The following is a 16,237-nucleotide window of genomic DNA, read 5'->3' as shown; positions in this document are numbered from 1 at the left end:
GGTCACGCGGCCTTCGCCCTCTCCCCATCAGCGGCGGCGCCGAACCGTCGGCGGATGCCGTCGTCGAGGTCTCGGAGCAGCGCGAACGGCAGAATCGGCGCTTCGAGGGGTGCCAGCGGCTGCTGTCCCGCCTTGGCCGGTGGTGGTGCCGCGACACGTGGTGTGCCGGAGGGTGGGATCCATCGGACTCCCTGAGGCGCGGTGCGGTCGGGGATCGTCCTCCAGCCGGTCGCGTGGATCATGGCGTGGCAGTCGCCGCTGGCCAGGGCGAGTTGGTCGATGTTCGTCAGCCCGCCGGCTGACCAGGGCGCTGCGCTGTGGTGTGCTTCGCAGTGTCTGGCGTCCTGGTCGCAGTCCGGGTGGGTGCACCCTCCGTATGCGGCGAACAGGGCGAGCCGTTGATAGCGGGAGGCGGTTCTGCGGCTGCGGTAGAGCTTGAGGTCCATCTCCTGGTCGCACAGAGCCAGGAACCAGTGGTTGCCGCGCGCCATGGACAGGGCCTGCAGCACCGGGATGCGGATGCCGCCGTCGCTCTGCCCGCAGCCGGCCAGTGTGGTGAGTTGGTCGAGGTCGACGCGCACGACGATCGCCGCGGGCGCCCCGGTCCGGCGGGCGTCGGCGGACAGGGCCAGCTGCAGCGCGTGAACCATCGCGTCATGCATCCGCTGGCCGTCACTGCGGGTGTCTGGTGCATCGGGGTCGGGCCACAGCCGGCCGGGTTGGCCCCAGCGGGCGTGGACTTCGCGCATGAGAGCCGCCAGCTGCGGGTCCATGGTCATGCTCGCGGTGGCCATGAGGTCCAGTCCCTGGCCTCCGCAGGTCACGGATCTGCGGCGGGCTCGCTCTGCGGCATCGCGTTCGGTGCGGCCCGGGTCGAGAGCGTCGAGCAGCCGGTGGGCGTGGTCCTGCAGCTGCCGGGTGGTGGACTTCTCGGCAGCCTCGATTAACTTCTGCTCCAGGCGATCGCGCACCTCGTCGTCGCACTCATCGGACAGCGCGTCCAAGGCCTTACCGATGACTCGGAGCTGACCGGCGGACACGGCGCCGGAGGCGCTGGCGCGCATACGCGCCGACTCGGCGATACCGGCGTCGTCGAGTCGTCCGCGGGCGTCCCCGGGTGCCAGCCTGAGCCCCCCGGTGAGCATCTGGCGATCGTTGATGAAGCCCATCTCGCGGGCAGTGCTGGTGGCGCGGGCGGCGGCCATGACGCGGGCCTGTGTCGCGCGGATGCGGCGTTGGATCTGCTCGAGCGCCACGAGTTCGGCGTGCAGCTGGGGCGGCGGGGTATCGGTCCAGTCGCGCTGCAGGTGTTGATCGAGCGAGGCGAGTACTACCGCCAACTCTGTCCCCGTCGTCCCACCACTCACCGTCTCGCTCATGTGTTCGATTAGATCACCTGGGTACGACACACTGCGTCGGCGCAGTTCAGGGGTTACATCCGGGGCAGCGGCGTCTACCGGGGCCAGAACGCCACGATCATGGGGGAGATGAGCAACCAGGCCGTCAGCAGGTACATCGTCGCGGCCACCACGATGAAGGCCTCGAAGTGAGACGGTCGGATTACTTGCCCGGGCCACAGCCTCCGCTTGCGAATTCGGCGATTCAGCTCGTCTATCTCCCGCTTCCTCTCGGCCTCTGCCTCGTCCTTAGCGCTCCGAGACGCCCGGTCCTCGGTCGCGCTTCCGGGGTTCAATCAACTCCCCGTGCTCGTCCACCGGTGGTCCTTCCCCTAGATCGCAGATCGCCTAGTGGTACTGCCGGAGCAGCAGGGCGTGGTGTTCGGTCAGCGATTCGTAGACCAGTTCGCCGAACTTCTCGCCGATGGAGGATTCGATCGCGGCTCGCCGTCGTCGCGCCACCGGTGTCCTATCGACTCCCTGCAGCAACCGAATATCCCACCGGGTCCCCCTGTCCCGGCTCGTGTGCCCTTGCCTGGTACGACGGCGCGTGTCAGGCGGGGGGTTCCAGTGCCGGGTTGGTCTCCGGAGTGGCCGCGATGAATGGGGTGGAACCGTCCGTCCGGCCGGGGCGTCAAACAGATCGTGAGGACGATAAGGGGAGCAGTCGCCGCGTTCGCCGCGCTCGCGGTGGTGTCCGCGTGCGGAGTGGGTCAAGACGGCGACACGGCGACGACGAGCTCAGCAGTCGCCGAGGAGCCGGGCAACCCCTGGGACCTGCCGATTGAGCAGCGGCCACCACTTTTCGACCCGTGCGCCGAGATCCCCATCGAAGCGGTGGAGGAGGGCGTCGGCGGGCCGGTTGAAGTTAATGAGCTTCTTGCTCGTCATAAGCCCGGCGAGATTGTGGTGTGTGGTTGGAGAAGCCGAAACGTCCATTTGAACGTTTTGGCAACGTGGAAGCCGAGAGAAGAATATCTTGTCGACCCGAGTTTTGTCGTCATCGATCCGGAGCGTGAACTTTTTGGGCGGAGCAGTCTTCAACTGGTAGAGGCGGGGGACCATTCAGCTAGTACCTGTCTGCAGCTATTCTTCACGCAGGCTGGCACTGTGTGGGTCAAACTAGATTTGGTTAGTGGACTAAATGAATTCAACGGAGTGCCATTCGCTAAAGCCTGCAATGTTCTAGAAAAGGCGATTGTTCCAATCGCTAGACATCTTCCTGAAGGGGACTTTTGATGGTCGTTCACCTTAGTCCAGGCGCGGCGAAGGAATGCGCACGGCTGTGTGAAGAGTTCATATCCACCGTCAGAGACGCCTCAAACGATGATATGGCTGCTGCGCAGACGCCAACCCCCAATTCCTTCGACACCGCCCGCCAGATCGGCGCCGTGTATTCGGTGTTCGTGGGGGAGGATCTTCGGACGCTCCTCAATGGCTTCATCGACCAGGCCAAGGCGATGTCCATGCTCTTCGCTACCGCCGGCGGTTTGATCGAGGCACAGGACGAGGCGGTGGCGGCCGCGCTGGGGAAGGCGGCGCAGGAGCCGGCAGGGTTGCAGAGTCTGGGATTGATGGGCTCGATCGGGGCGACCCTCACGTTGTTGGACGCCGCCGAAGGGCTCGGTGTGCCGCGCGGGTATGACCGCGTGGGTCCCGAGGAGGTGTCCGGAGCCCCACTGGAGAGGCTGGTGTCCGGGGCTCAGGCTCTGGACCCGTCCCAGTTCCACGACGTCCGGGATCGGGTCAGCACCGTCGCGACACGCCTCCGCACAGCGGCGGCTGACCTGCGACGCGGTTTGGGCGACGCGCTGGGCAGCCAATGGCAGGGTGAGTTCGCCAGCCAGGCCAGCACCTCGGTGGGATCGTTCACCGAATCGGTCGACAGACTGGCCACGGTCCTCGAAGTAGTGGCCACCAAGGCGAGCACCGCCGAGGACGGCTTCATCACCACCAAGACCAGAATCGGGGAGGAGTCCGCGACGCTCCAGGCCGCCCAGCTCAACACCCCGGGATACGACGGCGTCCACGGCCCGCCGACCGCTCACACCGCCGCCGTCATGGCGGCAGCCCAGGCCGCCGCGGAAGAGCAGGCACGAGCGACGGTCAACACCGTCTACAGCCCCGCCGTGATGGACGCCAACCTCGCCGACCTGGACATCCCCAGCCCGTACCTGGTGGTCTCGACATCGGCGCTGGGTGGCGCGAACGGTGTCGATCTGCTGTCGGCGTGGAATGTGGACGGAGTGATTCGGCCCTCCGGCCCGGCGGCGCCTACTGCCGCCGCGCTCGCCGCCGCCGGGGGAGGGGGGAGTCCGGGAGGGCTCGTCGCGGTGGGCGGGAGTGCTGGCCATGGGGCGACGACGAGCCTGCCGAACGCCTCCGATGCCGCAACTGAGCAGGCGTTTCTGGCCTCTCGGAGCGCGGCGGTCGATGGCGGGGGCCCAGTAGCGGGCGTCGCCGGTCAATCGGGTGCGAGCGGTGCGACCGCGAGTGGCACGCACGCCGGCGGCATGAACACCTCGACTCATGCGGCTGCCGCACCGTTCGCGCCGGTCGTCGGAGCCAACGGGCAACCCGGTGGAGCCGGGGGCGCCGCAGGGGCGCGAGGTATCCGCAACGGCACCACGCAGCGGGAACGTGGCTACGGCTCGGCCGCCGGGGTGCTCGGCGGAAGCGCCGGAGCCGCGGGAGCAGGAGCCGGGGCGGCAAGGATGGGTGGCGCAGGAACGCTGGCGGGCTTCGGAACCCCGGGCGGCCCCAGGATCAGTGGCCCCGGCGTGGGAGGCCCCACGGCCGCAGCGCCGGGGGCCGGCGGTATGGCGGCGGGTTCGGCATCTACGGGTGCGCCCGCGGGGGCGTTCTCGTCATCGAGCGGTGGGGCCCACGCCAGTCGTGCAGGGATGATGCCCATGGGAATGATGGGCGCCGCGGCGACCGGCCAGAACGAGGGCCGTCGCGGTCACACGCCGGCCGCGTATCTGACCAACGCCACCAACACCTCGGAGATCATCGGGGAACCGGTCAAGGTCGCCCCCGCGGTTCTGGGGAGGACTCCGCCGCCCGAGAACGTCGAAACCGAACAGAAGCAGGAGCAGCCGGTGGTCAGCCGGGTCATCGGACGGCGAGATGCCGGAGACGACAACGCCACGTGACCGCCGGCCATGATGCGGCGCGAAAGAACCCGACAATCGCCCGGGAGGTGTTGCCCCGCCGCCCCGGAATCGACGAGCTGTGTGGTTCGGCACCACCCGGCAGCCCTCACCCGGCAGCCCTCACCCGGCAGCCCTCACCCGGTAGCCCTCACCCCGGCAACCTTCACACGGCAACTCTCACCCGGCGAGCCCCAACGCCTCGAGCAGGCGCATGACGAGTTCGTATCCGATCAACCCGACAAACCAGATGACGCACAAGTACATGCCGTACCTCTTGATGTGGTCTTGTCGCCAGCTGGCGACGAACCGCATCTTGATGTCTCCCCACCGGGAGAACGGAATGTCCTCGCTTCCGTGCTCGAACTCGTTTCCGGGTTCCCGGCTCTCGCCCGTTGCCATCAGTTTCCACCCCTGTTCGTGTTCTTCTCCGGATCACTCGTGTTACCCGGCGTGTCGGCGGCCTCCCCCTGCGTCAGCGTGTCGTAGACCCTGTCCGCGGCGCTCTCGCCGAGCCATGCGCCGACCCCGGCGCCGATCCCGGCCCCGACGAACGTGCCGACCGGCCCGAGGTACGACCCCGCCGCCGCGCCGGCGAGAGCCCCGCCTCCCGCCCCGCCGCCGAAGGCACCGATCGCTTCGGTGATGGCCTCGGGCGCCGACTTCTCTCCCTTGACGTATTCATCGAGGCCCTCGTACACGGTCACTCCCGCCCCGGCGGCACCGGTGAACCTGCCGAGGCCCCGGAGGAGTCCCGCGCTCCGACGCCCGGCGTCGTCCGGCTTCGGGTTCAGCTTGTGCCTACCCCTGGTCTCAGGGTCGTGTTCGTCCGCGAGGGCGAGCGCCCCTCTGTCGACGGCTTCAGCCGCACCGCCGGCGGCCGTTCCCAGGGCCCCTGCCCCGGCAGCCGGAATGGCCCCCCTGTCCACTTCCGGCGGGATGGCCCGGTACATCGTGCCGGCGACCGTGTCGATCTCCCTGCCGTAGTGCTCGTCCAACGACCTGACGGTGGCCAGCGCGTGGCCGAGGGCCTCGACATGCGCGTCGACGACATCCTGGGTGATCTCATCGCGGCCGGGCGCCGGTCCCACCGAATCCTCGCCCACCACGAGACCGGCGGCCTCGGCCTCGGCGATGCGGTCACGAACCGCCTGAACCGCCGGCCCCACCGCGGCGGCGGCGCGGGTGAGGGCGTCCACCAGATCCCCGAGCCCATCCGCGAGTCTGTTGACGTGCATCCTCTCGCGCTCGGCGGCGTCGAGGACTGCATCGGCGGCGACCCCGTCCCAGCCCGCGTCGAGCGCCGAGCGTCCGTCGGCGATGGTCGTTCGGGCCTCGGCGGCGATGGTCTGCCGCTCTGCCACGGCAGACCTCGCCGTCGTCACGCCCGCGGCGTCCCACCGCCTGACCCGGCCGATCGTGTACACCACTCGGTCCCCTCTCGCGCGCCGTCACAGTGTCTGACGGCCCGGAGGCCCCGCACGGTTCCACCAGTCGACGGATCGCGCCGGGCCGGCCCGGCGTCCGGCCGGCCCCGAGGTCCCTACTTCGCGAACCTGCCGGCGAACGTCCGCAGCGGCAGATCCGCGCTGGTGACGATCCCGGGTGGGGCGGCGATGACCGACCGGATGGAGTTGAGGGCGGGTAGCCCGGTCACGGTCATACCGATGGAGGCGAAGTCCTCGGGATCGGAGAGGTCCACTCCGGGGGCGGGGAAGATCATGTGCTTGTTGTAGATCTGCGGATCGCCCTTGATCATCGTGATGTAGCAGCCCTTGATGTCCCACTTCGGCTCGGTGCGCGGGGTCATCTGCCATTCGAGGTGGGTCTCGATCCGCGAGACGCCGTCGACCATTCCGAGGTACTTGATGTAACTCCCGCCGAGGGATCCGGCGGGCAGCTGGTACCACCCCAAGTCCACGTCCTCCGTGCAGGCGCCCAGTTCGCAGTCGAACACCACCTCATCGAGCTCAAGGTCGAACGCGTCGGCCATCATGTGCACCGAGTCGGCGAACACCTCGGTGTACTTCCGAAGCATCCCCGGCAGCGCGGGATCGTCGACGGGCCGGCCGTAGCCGACCTCCTTCCAGGTCTCGGCGGAGTGGTGGCAGGAGACGTCGACGGACTCGATCGTCGTGACGTTCTCGATCTCGGCCACGTCGGCCGAGGCGACGATGCCCAGGATCTGGTTGAGGCCCGGGTTCATGCCGGTGCCGTAGAAGGTCGCCCCGCCGGCCTTCGCGGCCTCGTCCAGGATCTCCCGCCACGACCGGCGCGCCAGCTCCACGTCGAAGTGCACGTCGTGACGTCGCCGTCGGACCCGCTCGAGGGCCCGCTCCACCGCCTCCGACACCGCGACCGGTTCCAGTTCGACGTCCCCGGAATCCTCGCGGGCGAGTTCGACCAGGTCCCCGACGAGCTGGGTGAGTTCAGAGATCTGACCGACCACGTCGACCTCGAGCGCCCCCCTGTCGGCGTCCGGGATGGTCGGCGCCCCCGGCCTGCTCGCGGCGATCAACAGTTCCACGTTCGTGCGCAGGCTGGTCAGGGGCGTCTTGAGCTCGTGACCGGCGTCGGCCACGAGCCTCGATTGTCGCTCCCTGCTCTCCCCCAGCGCGACGAGCATCTGGTTGAAACTCGCGGTGAGTCGAGCGATCTCGTCATCCCCCGCGACCGGGATGGGCCGCAGGTCATCGTCAGAAGAACTCGTCAAGAAGGCGATAGAAGGCGATGCGCTGCGAATCGGGAGCGGCGATACCGTAAAGCACGAGGAAGCGGTCAGCCCATTCGCCGCCAAGCTCTTCAGCAATATCACGGGTAGCCAACGCTATGTCCTGATAGCGGTCCGCCACACCCAGCCGGCCACAGTCGATGAATCCAGAAAAGCGGCCATTTTCCACCATGATATTCGGCAAGCAGGCATCGCCATGGGTCACGACGAGATCCTCGCCGTCGGGCATCCGCGCCTTGAGCCTGGCGAACAGTTCGGCTGGCGCGAGCCCCTGATGCTCTTCGTCCAGATCATCCTGATCGACAAGACCGGCTTCCATCCGAGTACGTGCTCGCTCGATGCGATGTTTCGCTTGGTGGTCGAATGGGCAGGTAGCCGGATCAAGCGTATGCAGCCGCCGCATTGCATCAGCCATGATGGATACTTTCTCGGCAGGAGCAAGGTGAGATGACAGGAGATCCTGCCCCGGCACTTCGCCCAATAGCAGCCAGTCCCTTCCCGCTTCAGTGACAACGTCGAGCACAGCTGCGCAAGGAACGCCCGTCGTGGCCAGCCACGATAGCCGCGCTGCCTCGTCTTGGAGTTCATTCAGGGCACCGGACAGGTCGGTCTTGACAAAAAGAACCGGGCGCCCCTGCGCTGACAGCCGGAACACGGCGGCATCAGAGCAGCCGATTGTCTGTTGTGCCCAGTCATAGCCGAATAGCCTCTCCACCCAAGCGGCCGGAGAACCTGCGTGCAATCCATCTTGTTCAATCATGCGAAACGATCCTCATCCTGTCTCTTGATCAGATCTTGATCCCAAGCTTTTACTTGTACAGCTCGTCCATGCCGAGAGTGATCCCGGCGGCGGTCACGAACTCCAGCAGGACCATGTGATCGCGCTTCTCGTTGGGGTCTTTGCTCAGGGCGGACTGGGTGCTCAGGTAGTGGTTGTCGGGCAGCAGCACGGGGCCGTCGCCGATGGGGGTGTTCTGCTGGTAGTGGTCGGCGAGCTGCACGCTGCCGTCCTCGATGTTGTGGCGGATCTTGAAGTTCACCTTGATGCCGTTCTTCTGCTTGTCGGCCATGATATAGACGTTGTGGCTGTTGTAGTTGTACTCCAGCTTGTGCCCCAGGATGTTGCCGTCCTCCTTGAAGTCGATGCCCTTCAGCTCGATGCGGTTCACCAGGGTGTCGCCCTCGAACTTCACCTCGGCGCGGGTCTTGTAGTTGCCGTCGTCCTTGAAGAAGATGGTGCGCTCCTGGACGTAGCCTTCGGGCATGGCGGACTTGAAGAAGTCGTGCTGCTTCATGTGGTCGGGGTAGCGGCTGAAGCACTGCACGCCGTAGGTCAGGGTGGTCACGAGGGTGGGCCAGGGCACGGGCAGCTTGCCGGTGGTGCAGATGAACTTCAGGGTCAGCTTGCCGTAGGTGGCATCGCCCTCGCCCTCGCCGGACACGCTGAACTTGTGGCCGTTTACGTCGCCGTCCAGCTCGACCAGGATGGGCACCACCCCGGTGAACAGCTCCTCGCCCTTGCTCACCATATGTATATCTCCTTCTTAATTAATTAGGATCCGTGCCCGCTGAACTTCTTCGTCACTTACTTTAGCAAAATTAGTGCCCTTCGGGAAAAAATCCCTGACCAATCCATTCGTATTCTCATTCGACCCACGCTGCCACGGCGAATGATGATCAGAATTCCGGGCCCGGTGGCCTCGCCGATGCGCCGCGCGGTCTCGGCCAGTCGTCCGGCGTCGCGGCCGATGATGGTGACGAGTGCGCCGCGACGGGCCAGTTCCCCGGTCACGCCCGCGCCGATTCCGCTGCCACCGCCGGTGACGAGAATTGATCTTCCCTGGAGGTCCATGGCCCCGAGAGTAGAACACGTTCTCGCCAGGGTGGGGGGCTTCGAGCGGGCCGAGCCCTCACAGAAACCGCTCAGGAGGGCCCGACTAGCCTGGGGGGAAATCGGCGCCGCGACAGGTCGGCGCGCCGCGAACCGCAGATGGACCCCATGTCAGAGCCCAGAACCGCCGCCGCCCGCTCCCCGCTGGCAGGCGTGACCGCTTTCCTGCGCAACTCGTGGCGCACCCTCACCGCCATGCGCACGGCGTTGATCCTGCTGTTCCTGCTCGCCGTGGCGGCGATCCCGGGAGCGCTCCTGCCCCAGCGCAGTCTCAACGAGGGCAACGTCAACGACTACATCGCCGAGGCCGGGTGGTTGGGCGAGTTCTACGACCGACTGCAGCTGTTCGACGTGTTCTCCAGCTGGTGGTTCACCGCCATCTACGTCCTGCTGTTCATCTCGCTCATCGGGTGCCTCACCCCGCGCTGCTTCGAGCTGGTCAGGCAGCTGCGCACGCCCCCGCCGCTCACGCCCCGCAACCTGTCGCGCCTGCCCCACCACGCCGCGTACCGCACCACTGTCACGCCCGAGGAGGCCGCCGACCGGGTGCAGGCCGAGCTCAAGGGGTGGCGGGTGCGGCGCAACGACGGCGACGGCCGCGTCCCCGGCACCATCGAGCTCTCCTCCGAGCGCGGCTACACGCGCGAGGTGGGCAACATCGTCTTCCACTTCGGTCTGCTGGCCCTGCTCATCATGTTCGCGGCGGGCAAGTTCGTCTACGCCGAGGGGATGCGGGTGATCATCGCCAACGCCGAGTCGCCGGCCTTCTGCAACACCACCCCCAGTGCGTACGACACGTTCCGGGCGGGCCTGCTGGTCGACGGAACCGATCTCGAGCAGTTCTGCATCAAGATCGAGGACTTCCGCGCCGACTACCTGCCCAACGGCCAGGCCGAGATGTTCACCTCCAACGTGCGGTTCACCGAGGAGGTCGCGACCACCGATCCGCAGACGTGGGAGCCGTTCGAGATGCGGGTCAACCACCCCCTGCGCATCGGCTCGACCCGCGTCTACCTGCAGGGCCACGGTTTCGCGCCCACCTTCACCGTCACGTTCCCCAACGGTGAGACCCGCACGGACACCCAGCACTGGCAGCCCACCGAGCTGCAGACCTTCTTGTCGTCGGGCATCATGCGGTTCGACCCGCCGGCCGGCATGTACCCCGACCTGCGCGAGCGACGCACCCAGCAGATCGCCGTGCAGGGCCTGTTCGCGCCCACCGCCTCGTTCGACGGAACCCTGCTGAGCTCGCGCTTTCCCAACATGGACGACCCGGCGGTGGCGATCGACGTCTACCAGGGCGACGCCGGGCTCGACACCGGGCGGCCGCAGTCCATCTTCTCGCTGGACTCCGATCTCATCGAGTCGGGTGCGCTCGAACGGCAGGCGCGCGTCAACCTGTTCCCCGGCGAGTCCACCACCCTCCCCGACGGCACCGAGGTCCGGTTCGACGGCGCCGAGGAGTTCATCAACATCCAGGTCTCCGAGGACCCCACGCAGATCTGGGTCGGCGTGGCCGCCGTCGTCATGATGGGCGGGTTGATCCTCAGCCTGATGGTGCGGCGCCGCCGGATCTGGGCGCGCGTGATCGTCGACGACGACGAGGTGACCCGTGTCGACCTGGGTGGCCTCGCCCGGACGGACCGGATGGGCTGGGGCTCGGAGTTCGACGACCTCCGGGACCGGCTGGTCGCAGCGGCGACCGTCACACCCGTGTTGCCCGAGGAGGCCGACTCGGGACACACTGCAACCAGTCGCGGCTCCGCCGGCGACGCTCCGCGGAAGGACGACACCCGGTGAACACTCTGATACTCGCCCAGGGCCTGCCCATCGATGAGACGCTCTCGACGTACAGCGACCTGGCGTTCCGTACCGCGTTCGGTATCTACGTCCTGGCCCTGATCGCCTCCTTGATCTACTACGCGGGGTTCCGCGTGGCGAAGGTCTCCGATCGCGAGCTGGTGGGCGCCGGCGGGCCGGGGTCGACCGCGGCGGGCCCGACGGGGGCCGGGCTGACCGAGTCCACCTCGCTCACCGACACCGGTGACGAGAACCGCGCCTCGGCGGGCAGCATGCGCTGGGCGCGGATCGCGCACCTGTTCGTGATCGTCGGGTTCGTCTTCCAGGCCGCCTCGCTGGTGCTGCGCGGGCTGGCCACCGACCGGTTCCCGTGGGGGAACATGTACGAGTTCATCCTGGGCACCACGCTGTTGGCGATGGGCGCGGGACTGATTTGGCTGCGCAAGCCCGCGCTCCAGGTGGTGTGGCCGTTCATGCTGGTGCCGGTGCTGGTGCTGCTGTTCGTCGGCGGGACACACCTGTACTCCGACGCCGCGCCCGTGGTGCCTGCACTGCGCTCGTACTGGCTCCCGATCCACGTGTCGATCATCGCGCTGGGCTCGGGGATCCTGCTCGTCCCCGGCGTGGTGTCCATCATGTACCTGCTGCGCGTCTGGCAGCCGCAGGGCCGGGAGACGGGTTGGGGAGCGGCCCTGACCCGGCCGCTGCCCGCCGCCGAGACCCTGGACCGTCTGGCGTACCGCACCACGGTGATCGGCTTCCCGATCTTCAGCGTGGGCATCCTGCTCGGCGCGGTCTGGGCGGAGAGCGCGTGGGGCCGGTTCTGGGGCTGGGATCCCAAGGAGACGGCGTCCTTCATCTCCTGGGTGCTCTACGCCGGGTATCTCCACGCCCGCGCGACGAGCGGCTGGGGCCCCAAGAAGGCCGCCTGGATCAACATCGCCGGGTTCGCGGTGCTGGTGTTCAACTTGTTCTTCATCAACATCGTGGTCTCGGGCCTGCACTCCTACGCCGGGCTGAACTGAGGCATCCAGCCCCGCCGTGCCGGGCATCCGCGCGAGCGCCTGCCCACTCCTCGCACAGCCGCCCGTCGCGATGAACTCTCGCCTGCGCATAAGTGACGGCAGGAGTACGTCCAGGGGAGCGGCTGGCACAGGGGGCTGGCACAGGGGTGCGTGCAGCCCCTCACAGCTGCGCGAGCAGGTCCTTCCACACGGGTTTCCAATAGCTGATCGCCTCGGCCGAGTCGAGCTTGGTGTGCGTCAGCCCCACCGAGGCCTTGCCGTTCTTCTTGTCGCTGAAGTTCAGGGCCACGCGCGTGCCGTCGGCCAGCGGGACCCGCCAGTAGCGCCACTTCTCGCTGCTCGACGTGGTCGCGGGGGCCTCGATCCCGACGCCGCCGAACTCCTCGCGGTCGCCCGCGAGCGCCACCCACGCCTGCAGCGCCGTGTCCATGTCCCCGCTGATGGTCCGCGAGGTGGACATCTGGAAGTCGCCGGTGCACGACTGCCCCGGAACCCGCAGTCCGGCGTGCTGCTCGTAGGCGATGGCCGTGCCCTGGGCCCACCACTCGGCGCGCTCGACGGACTCCGGCATCATCTCCAGGGTCGCCTTGGCGATCGCCGAGTGCGGCATCTCCCGCGCGCCGGCCCGCTCCAGCATCTCGACCCACTCCTCCCACGGTCGGCCGGTGGCGGAGGCGATGGCGGAGGTGTTCGAGGGTCTGGTCATGGAATCATGATGCCCCGCCGGCGGCCGATTCGCGGTCAACGGTCGAACCGGACGCCGACGGGGCGGGACGCGTGCCCGCGCGGAGCGAGAGTTCCACCGGCTAGAACTTCACCGCGAGGTCCTGGCTGCCGATCCGCCTCAGCCCCCAGACAAAGGTGAGGATCGGCATGGTGCACCACAGCAGGTTGAGCAGGACGAACTTCACCCACATCTCGACCGGGCTGGACATGTTCTCGAGCTTGTTGGCGATCTCGACCCCGAAGTACACCGCCGGCAACGTGACCTCCACGACCATTCCGGACATGATCAGCCCGAGCTGGTTGACCGTGAAGCGCTTGCCGTTCCGGAAGAATTGAATGATCGCGTAGAGCTCGAACGCGCCCACGACGACCGCGATCCACTCCATGGTGACGACCAGTGGGTCCCCGTTGAGGTAGCGGGCATCGCCTCCCATCAGCACCGGGGCCCACATGTAGGTCCAGAGGGACTGGTTGAGGACCCCTTCCTTGATCTTGTCGAAGAAGAAGAGCCAGGGCAGCTCCCAGATGAATCGCGGTGCCAGAGCGATGAACACCCAGACGATGATCGTCGCGCCGAGGCGCTCTGCCCGCGTGCGCTCCTCCTGGCCCGGAAGCCGCATCCAGGGCAACGCCAGCGCTGTGGCGAAGAGCCCTACGACGCAGAGCACCATGGATGTCGACGTGATCTGCTGGGGAATCCCGACCTTGGTCTCGAGGAACCAGAAGACCGGATGGATCGCGAAGAAGGCGGCGAGGACTCCGAAGAGTCCTCTCTGGAGTGAGGAGAGCCCCTTTCCGTCCTCGCGTGGGCGAAGGACACCGAGCAGTGCCTTCAGTAGTGACGACGAACTCCTGTCGCCCGGTGCAGTGGCGGATTCTGATCGCGATGCGGTGTCGGTGACGGTCGCCGTGGCCGTTGCGGCGACCGAGTCACCCGGGGCCCGGGAGTTCCAGCGAGTCCGCGCGAAGCGTCGCGCGGCGTTGATCACCGTGGAGATCGAGGTGGACGCCACTTCATAGATCTGGGCGAACAGGCTCTTGGGCTGGAGCGTGGCGCCGTGGGGGTGTCCTGGGGACGCGTACTCGTCGCCGGGATATGCAGCTGTCATGGGTGGTTCCTCCGGGGGCCGGGCGTGGCTCGGTGATTCGGCTACGGCGAGTTCGACGCCCCACCGAAATAATTAAGCCACTTAATAGTGAAGTCGCTTCACCGTAGCCGACCGCGTACGGTGGGTCCACCCCCAGGAACGGATTGAGAATGAGTGCCGATCGCGCCCGCGCCGAGCTCGAGTCCGCGGTCACCACCGCGATGCTGCGGGTCTTCGACAAGGTTCAGCGTTCTCGGCGGCTGGCCCGCGACTACGGAACCGGCGATCGACTGACGATGGTGGAGGCCGAGGTCTGTCACCTCGTCGCCGCCGAACGCGCGATCTCGCCCAGCGAGCTCGCCGAGCGGACCGGGGTGAGCAGGTCGGCCGTCTCGCAGGCGTTGAACAGGATGCGCGAGCGTGGCCTCGTCGTCGTCGACCAGCCGGCCGGAAACGCCCGGGCCCGGGAGGTCCGGGTGACCGACGCCGGGGCCCTGGTCGCAGACGGCGTCAACGCCATGTACAGGGAGATGGCTGCCGCTGTCTACGGCGATGCTCCCGATGACCTCGAGGCGCTCCTCGGCCTGTTCACCCGCCTCGACACGTTCTTCGATCAGGTCATGCGCGACTCCTGACCCGAGAGTGCCTGACCGTGTGCTGAACCCGGGGCCGCTGGGCTCGACCGCCACGGGTTCGGGCGCGACGTGCGCTACTCCCGTCAGCACACCCTCTCAGTGGACCCCGAGCGCTCGGAGAGCGGCGGTCACCCCGACGGCGGCGACGACCACCACGACCAGCGGTGCGCGCAACGCGGCCAGGACGGCGGCCGAGGCCACCCCGCCGATGCGGGCCCATCCGGCGAACGCCTGCCCGTCGTAGAGGGTCGCGGTGGCGGCCACGCCGGCGAGCAGCACGATCACCGCCGGGTCGCACCATCGGTGGAGTTGGAGGGAGGCGCGCGTCCTTCCGACGTGGACCCCGGCCAGTCTGATGGCGTACACGCCGACGGCGAGGGCCGCCACGGCGAGGATGAGAGCGGGGTCAGGCATGGTCGCCCCGCCGCCGCACAGCGGTGAGCAGGCCGAACAGTCCCAGGACGGGGGCCAGTCCGGCGGCCACGAACGGGGCGGCAGCTGTGGCGAGCGTCGCGCCGGCGACGGCGGGGGCGGCGGTGCGACGGGTGACGGCGGCGAGGATGATCGCGACGAAGACGGCGGGGAACGCCGCGTCGAGCCCCAGTTGGCCGGGATCGGGCAGGACGTATCCGACGCCGACTCCGATCGCCGCACCGAGGGGCCACGCGACCAGGAGGGCGATGCCCACCGTCCGGAACGCGGCGAAGCGGCGCGACGGGTGCTGCGGGGCCGTGGCCACGGCGACGCTCTCGTCGTTGACCAGGTGGGTCCACAGCAGTCGGGGGGCGCGCTGGTCGGGCAGGAACGCGGACGCCGAGAGGCCGTAGACGGCGTTGCGGAGGCTCACCAGGAGGCCGGCGCCGACCGCGATCCAGAGCAGGCCGCCCGACGCGACGACTCCGACGAACACCAGCTCCGAGGACGCGCTGAGGACGAGGGCTGCGGCGAGGACGACGAGCCACGGGGGTAGGCCTGCCGCTGACGCCGCCGAGCCGTAGGCCATCCCGACCACGGCTATCGCCGTCGCGATCGCCGCGGCGGTCGACACGGGCCTGGTGACTGCAGTGGACGCAGTGGACGCAGAGGGCGACGGTGTTCGCCATAATGGACGCATGGACAGTATGGTGAACGCAGGCGGGACGCCTGTCAAGCTGATCACTCGTTCGTTATAGTAAACGGATGACCCCCCAGCTCGGAGCCAGGATCGGGAGCGCGATCAAGCGGGAGCGCACGTCAGCAGGCCTGTCGGTATCCGAGCTCGCACGACGCTCGGGGTCTCCAAGGCGACCGTGTCCCAACTCGAATCGGGCGGGGGAAACCCCAGCGTGGAGACCCTGTGGGCACTGGGGGATGCGCTCGGCGTGCCCTTCGCCCGTCTCGTGGACGAGGACGTCGAGCCCGTCACGCTGATCCGAGCCGCCGATGCTCCGCTCATCCGTTCGGCCAGCGCGGACTACGTGGCCGCGCTCCTCTCGGCCAGCCCTCCCCATGCACGGCGGGACGTGTACCTGATCCGGGCCGACCCCAGTGGTCCGAAGGTGTCCGCGCCGCATGTCCGGGGCACCGTCGAGCACGTGATCCTGGTGTCGGGGTCCGCGCTCGTGGGCCCGGAGGCGGCTCCGGTCGAGTTGTCACCCGGCGATTACCTCAGCTACCCCGGCGACGCCCCGCACATCTTCGACGCCCAGCACGAGGGAACCACCGCGGTGCTCATCTCCGAGGTCAGATAGGCCAGCCGCCCCGAAGGTGACGCCGGGTATGCCTGCGGCCACGCGGCAGTAGACCGTCTCCG

General features: G+C 67.9%; 16 protein-coding genes and 3 pseudogenes. 6 read left to right on the top strand and 13 right to left on the bottom strand.

Going from position 1 to position 16,237, the window contains the following annotated elements; translation table 11 throughout:
* Positions 1-2: 2 nt before the first annotated feature.
* Both CT688_RS13560 and CT688_RS13555 read right to left on the bottom strand, forming a co-directional pair.
* The gene (locus CT688_RS13560; protein ID WP_107757324.1) at positions 3-1,379 is read right to left on the bottom strand and encodes an HNH endonuclease signature motif containing protein; all 1,377 of its coding nucleotides are present in this window, start codon (positions 1,377-1,379) and stop codon (positions 3-5) included.
* A gap of 74 nt (positions 1,380-1,453) precedes the next feature.
* On the bottom strand, positions 1,454-1,693 hold the full coding sequence (locus CT688_RS13555) for a hypothetical protein (protein WP_107757323.1): 240 nt from the start codon (positions 1,691-1,693) through the stop codon (positions 1,454-1,456).
* Positions 1,694-2,000: 307 nt separating this feature from the next.
* On the opposite strand from CT688_RS13555, the gene CT688_RS13550 reads away from it, so the two are divergent.
* Positions 2,001-2,636, top strand: a complete 636-nt coding sequence (locus tag CT688_RS13550) for a DUF3558 family protein (protein ID WP_107757322.1) — start codon at positions 2,001-2,003, stop codon at positions 2,634-2,636.
* A 92-nt stretch (positions 2,637-2,728) separates the two neighbouring features.
* The gene (locus tag CT688_RS18015; RefSeq protein ID WP_156607269.1) at positions 2,729-4,552 is read left to right on the top strand and encodes a WXG100 family type VII secretion target; all 1,824 of its coding nucleotides are present in this window, start codon (positions 2,729-2,731) and stop codon (positions 4,550-4,552) included.
* A gap of 177 nt (positions 4,553-4,729) precedes the next feature.
* Here the strand turns inward: CT688_RS18015 and CT688_RS13535 are convergent, their stop codons facing one another.
* From CT688_RS13535 to CT688_RS17810, 7 genes and pseudogenes are all read right to left on the bottom strand, one after another.
* Complete coding sequence (locus CT688_RS13535; protein ID WP_107757320.1) at positions 4,730-4,951, bottom strand: hypothetical protein; 222 nt, start codon at positions 4,949-4,951, stop codon at positions 4,730-4,732.
* Complete coding sequence (locus CT688_RS13530) at positions 4,951-5,979, bottom strand: hypothetical protein (protein ID WP_197431428.1); 1,029 nt, start codon at positions 5,977-5,979, stop codon at positions 4,951-4,953. The genes CT688_RS13535 and CT688_RS13530 overlap by 1 nt, the downstream gene beginning before the upstream one ends.
* 113 nt (positions 5,980-6,092) lie before the next feature.
* On the bottom strand, positions 6,093-7,262 hold the full coding sequence (locus CT688_RS17820) for a histidine kinase dimerization/phospho-acceptor domain-containing protein (protein ID WP_234414833.1): 1,170 nt from the start codon (positions 7,260-7,262) through the stop codon (positions 6,093-6,095).
* Entirely contained in the window at positions 7,246-8,040 is a 795-nt protein-coding gene (locus tag CT688_RS13515; protein ID WP_000572405.1) for an aminoglycoside O-phosphotransferase APH(3')-IIa, read from the bottom strand. Before CT688_RS13515 ends, CT688_RS17820 begins: the two co-directional genes overlap by 17 nt.
* Positions 8,041-8,089: 49 nt before the next feature.
* Positions 8,090-8,809 (bottom strand): enhanced green fluorescent protein, encoded by a 720-nt coding sequence (locus CT688_RS13510; protein ID WP_031943942.1) that lies wholly within the window; start codon positions 8,807-8,809, stop codon positions 8,090-8,092.
* A gap of 18 nt (positions 8,810-8,827) precedes the next feature.
* A pseudogene (locus tag CT688_RS17815) lies at positions 8,828-8,959 on the bottom strand (IS30 family transposase); the annotation flags it as partial.
* Between the two features lie 23 nt (positions 8,960-8,982).
* Positions 8,983-9,132: pseudogene (locus CT688_RS17810) on the bottom strand (SDR family NAD(P)-dependent oxidoreductase); the annotation flags it as partial.
* A gap of 147 nt (positions 9,133-9,279) precedes the next feature.
* Between CT688_RS17810 and CT688_RS13495 the strand changes: the two are divergent.
* Together CT688_RS13495 and ccsB are read left to right on the top strand one after the other, a co-directional pair.
* On the top strand, positions 9,280-10,971 hold the full coding sequence (locus tag CT688_RS13495; protein WP_107758213.1) for a cytochrome c biogenesis protein ResB: 1,692 nt from the start codon (positions 9,280-9,282) through the stop codon (positions 10,969-10,971).
* Positions 10,968-11,996: a c-type cytochrome biogenesis protein CcsB gene (gene ccsB, locus CT688_RS13490; RefSeq protein WP_107757318.1), complete on the top strand. Its 1,029-nt coding sequence runs from the start codon at positions 10,968-10,970 to the stop codon at positions 11,994-11,996. The genes CT688_RS13495 and ccsB overlap by 4 nt, the downstream gene beginning before the upstream one ends.
* A 160-nt stretch (positions 11,997-12,156) precedes the next feature.
* Here ccsB and CT688_RS13485 read toward each other — a convergent pair whose 3' ends face one another.
* Together CT688_RS13485 and CT688_RS13480 are read right to left on the bottom strand one after the other, a co-directional pair.
* Positions 12,157-12,702 (bottom strand): hypothetical protein, encoded by a 546-nt coding sequence (locus tag CT688_RS13485; RefSeq protein ID WP_107757317.1) that lies wholly within the window; start codon positions 12,700-12,702, stop codon positions 12,157-12,159.
* A gap of 100 nt (positions 12,703-12,802) precedes the next feature.
* Positions 12,803-13,831 carry a hypothetical protein gene (locus CT688_RS13480; RefSeq protein WP_107757316.1) on the bottom strand — a complete coding sequence of 343 codons (1,029 nt, stop codon included), beginning with the start codon at positions 13,829-13,831 and terminating at the stop codon, positions 12,803-12,805.
* A gap of 149 nt (positions 13,832-13,980) precedes the next feature.
* Here CT688_RS13480 and CT688_RS13475 point away from each other — a divergent pair, with 149 nt between their 5' ends.
* On the top strand, positions 13,981-14,445 hold the full coding sequence (locus tag CT688_RS13475; protein WP_107757315.1) for a MarR family winged helix-turn-helix transcriptional regulator: 465 nt from the start codon (positions 13,981-13,983) through the stop codon (positions 14,443-14,445).
* 96 nt (positions 14,446-14,541) lie between these two features.
* On the opposite strand, the gene CT688_RS13470 is transcribed toward CT688_RS13475, so the two are convergent.
* Together CT688_RS13470 and CT688_RS13465 are read right to left on the bottom strand one after the other, a co-directional pair.
* Entirely contained in the window at positions 14,542-14,859 is a 318-nt protein-coding gene (locus CT688_RS13470; protein WP_107757314.1) for an AzlD domain-containing protein, read from the bottom strand.
* Positions 14,852-15,493, bottom strand: a complete 642-nt coding sequence (locus CT688_RS13465) for an AzlC family ABC transporter permease (protein WP_159078013.1) — start codon at positions 15,491-15,493, stop codon at positions 14,852-14,854. Before CT688_RS13465 ends, CT688_RS13470 begins: the two co-directional genes overlap by 8 nt.
* 131 nt (positions 15,494-15,624) lie before the next feature.
* Between CT688_RS13465 and CT688_RS13460 the strand changes: the two are divergent.
* A pseudogene (locus CT688_RS13460) lies at positions 15,625-16,175 on the top strand (helix-turn-helix domain-containing protein).
* Positions 16,176-16,237: the final 62 nt, after the last annotated feature.

Source organism: Dietzia sp. JS16-p6b (genome assembly GCF_003052165.1).
Lineage (GTDB): Bacteria > Actinomycetota > Actinomycetes > Mycobacteriales > Mycobacteriaceae > Dietzia.
Note: the sequence above shows the minus strand (reverse complement) of the source record. Positions and strands in the feature narration are given on the sequence as shown.

Coding starts and splice junctions, on each gene's coding strand:
- CT688_RS13550 (WP_107757322.1), top strand. CDS start 2,001: ATGGGGTGGAACCGTCCGTCCGGCCGGGGCGTCAAACAGATCGTGAGG.
- CT688_RS13475 (WP_107757315.1), top strand. CDS start 13,981: ATGAGTGCCGATCGCGCCCGCGCCGAGCTCGAGTCCGCGGTCACCACC.
- CT688_RS13485 (WP_107757317.1), bottom strand. CDS start 12,702: ATGACCAGACCCTCGAACACCTCCGCCATCGCCTCCGCCACCGGCCGA.
- CT688_RS13560 (WP_107757324.1), bottom strand. CDS start 1,379: ATGAGCGAGACGGTGAGTGGTGGGACGACGGGGACAGAGTTGGCGGTA.
- CT688_RS13495 (WP_107758213.1), top strand. CDS start 9,280: ATGTCAGAGCCCAGAACCGCCGCCGCCCGCTCCCCGCTGGCAGGCGTG.
- CT688_RS13470 (WP_107757314.1), bottom strand. CDS start 14,859: ATGCCTGACCCCGCTCTCATCCTCGCCGTGGCGGCCCTCGCCGTCGGC.
- CT688_RS13535 (WP_107757320.1), bottom strand. CDS start 4,951: ATGGCAACGGGCGAGAGCCGGGAACCCGGAAACGAGTTCGAGCACGGA.
- CT688_RS13515 (WP_000572405.1), bottom strand. CDS start 8,040: ATGATTGAACAAGATGGATTGCACGCAGGTTCTCCGGCCGCTTGGGTG.
- CT688_RS18015 (WP_156607269.1), top strand. CDS start 2,729: ATGGCTGCTGCGCAGACGCCAACCCCCAATTCCTTCGACACCGCCCGC.
- CT688_RS13510 (WP_031943942.1), bottom strand. CDS start 8,809: ATGGTGAGCAAGGGCGAGGAGCTGTTCACCGGGGTGGTGCCCATCCTG.
- CT688_RS13480 (WP_107757316.1), bottom strand. CDS start 13,831: ATGACAGCTGCATATCCCGGCGACGAGTACGCGTCCCCAGGACACCCC.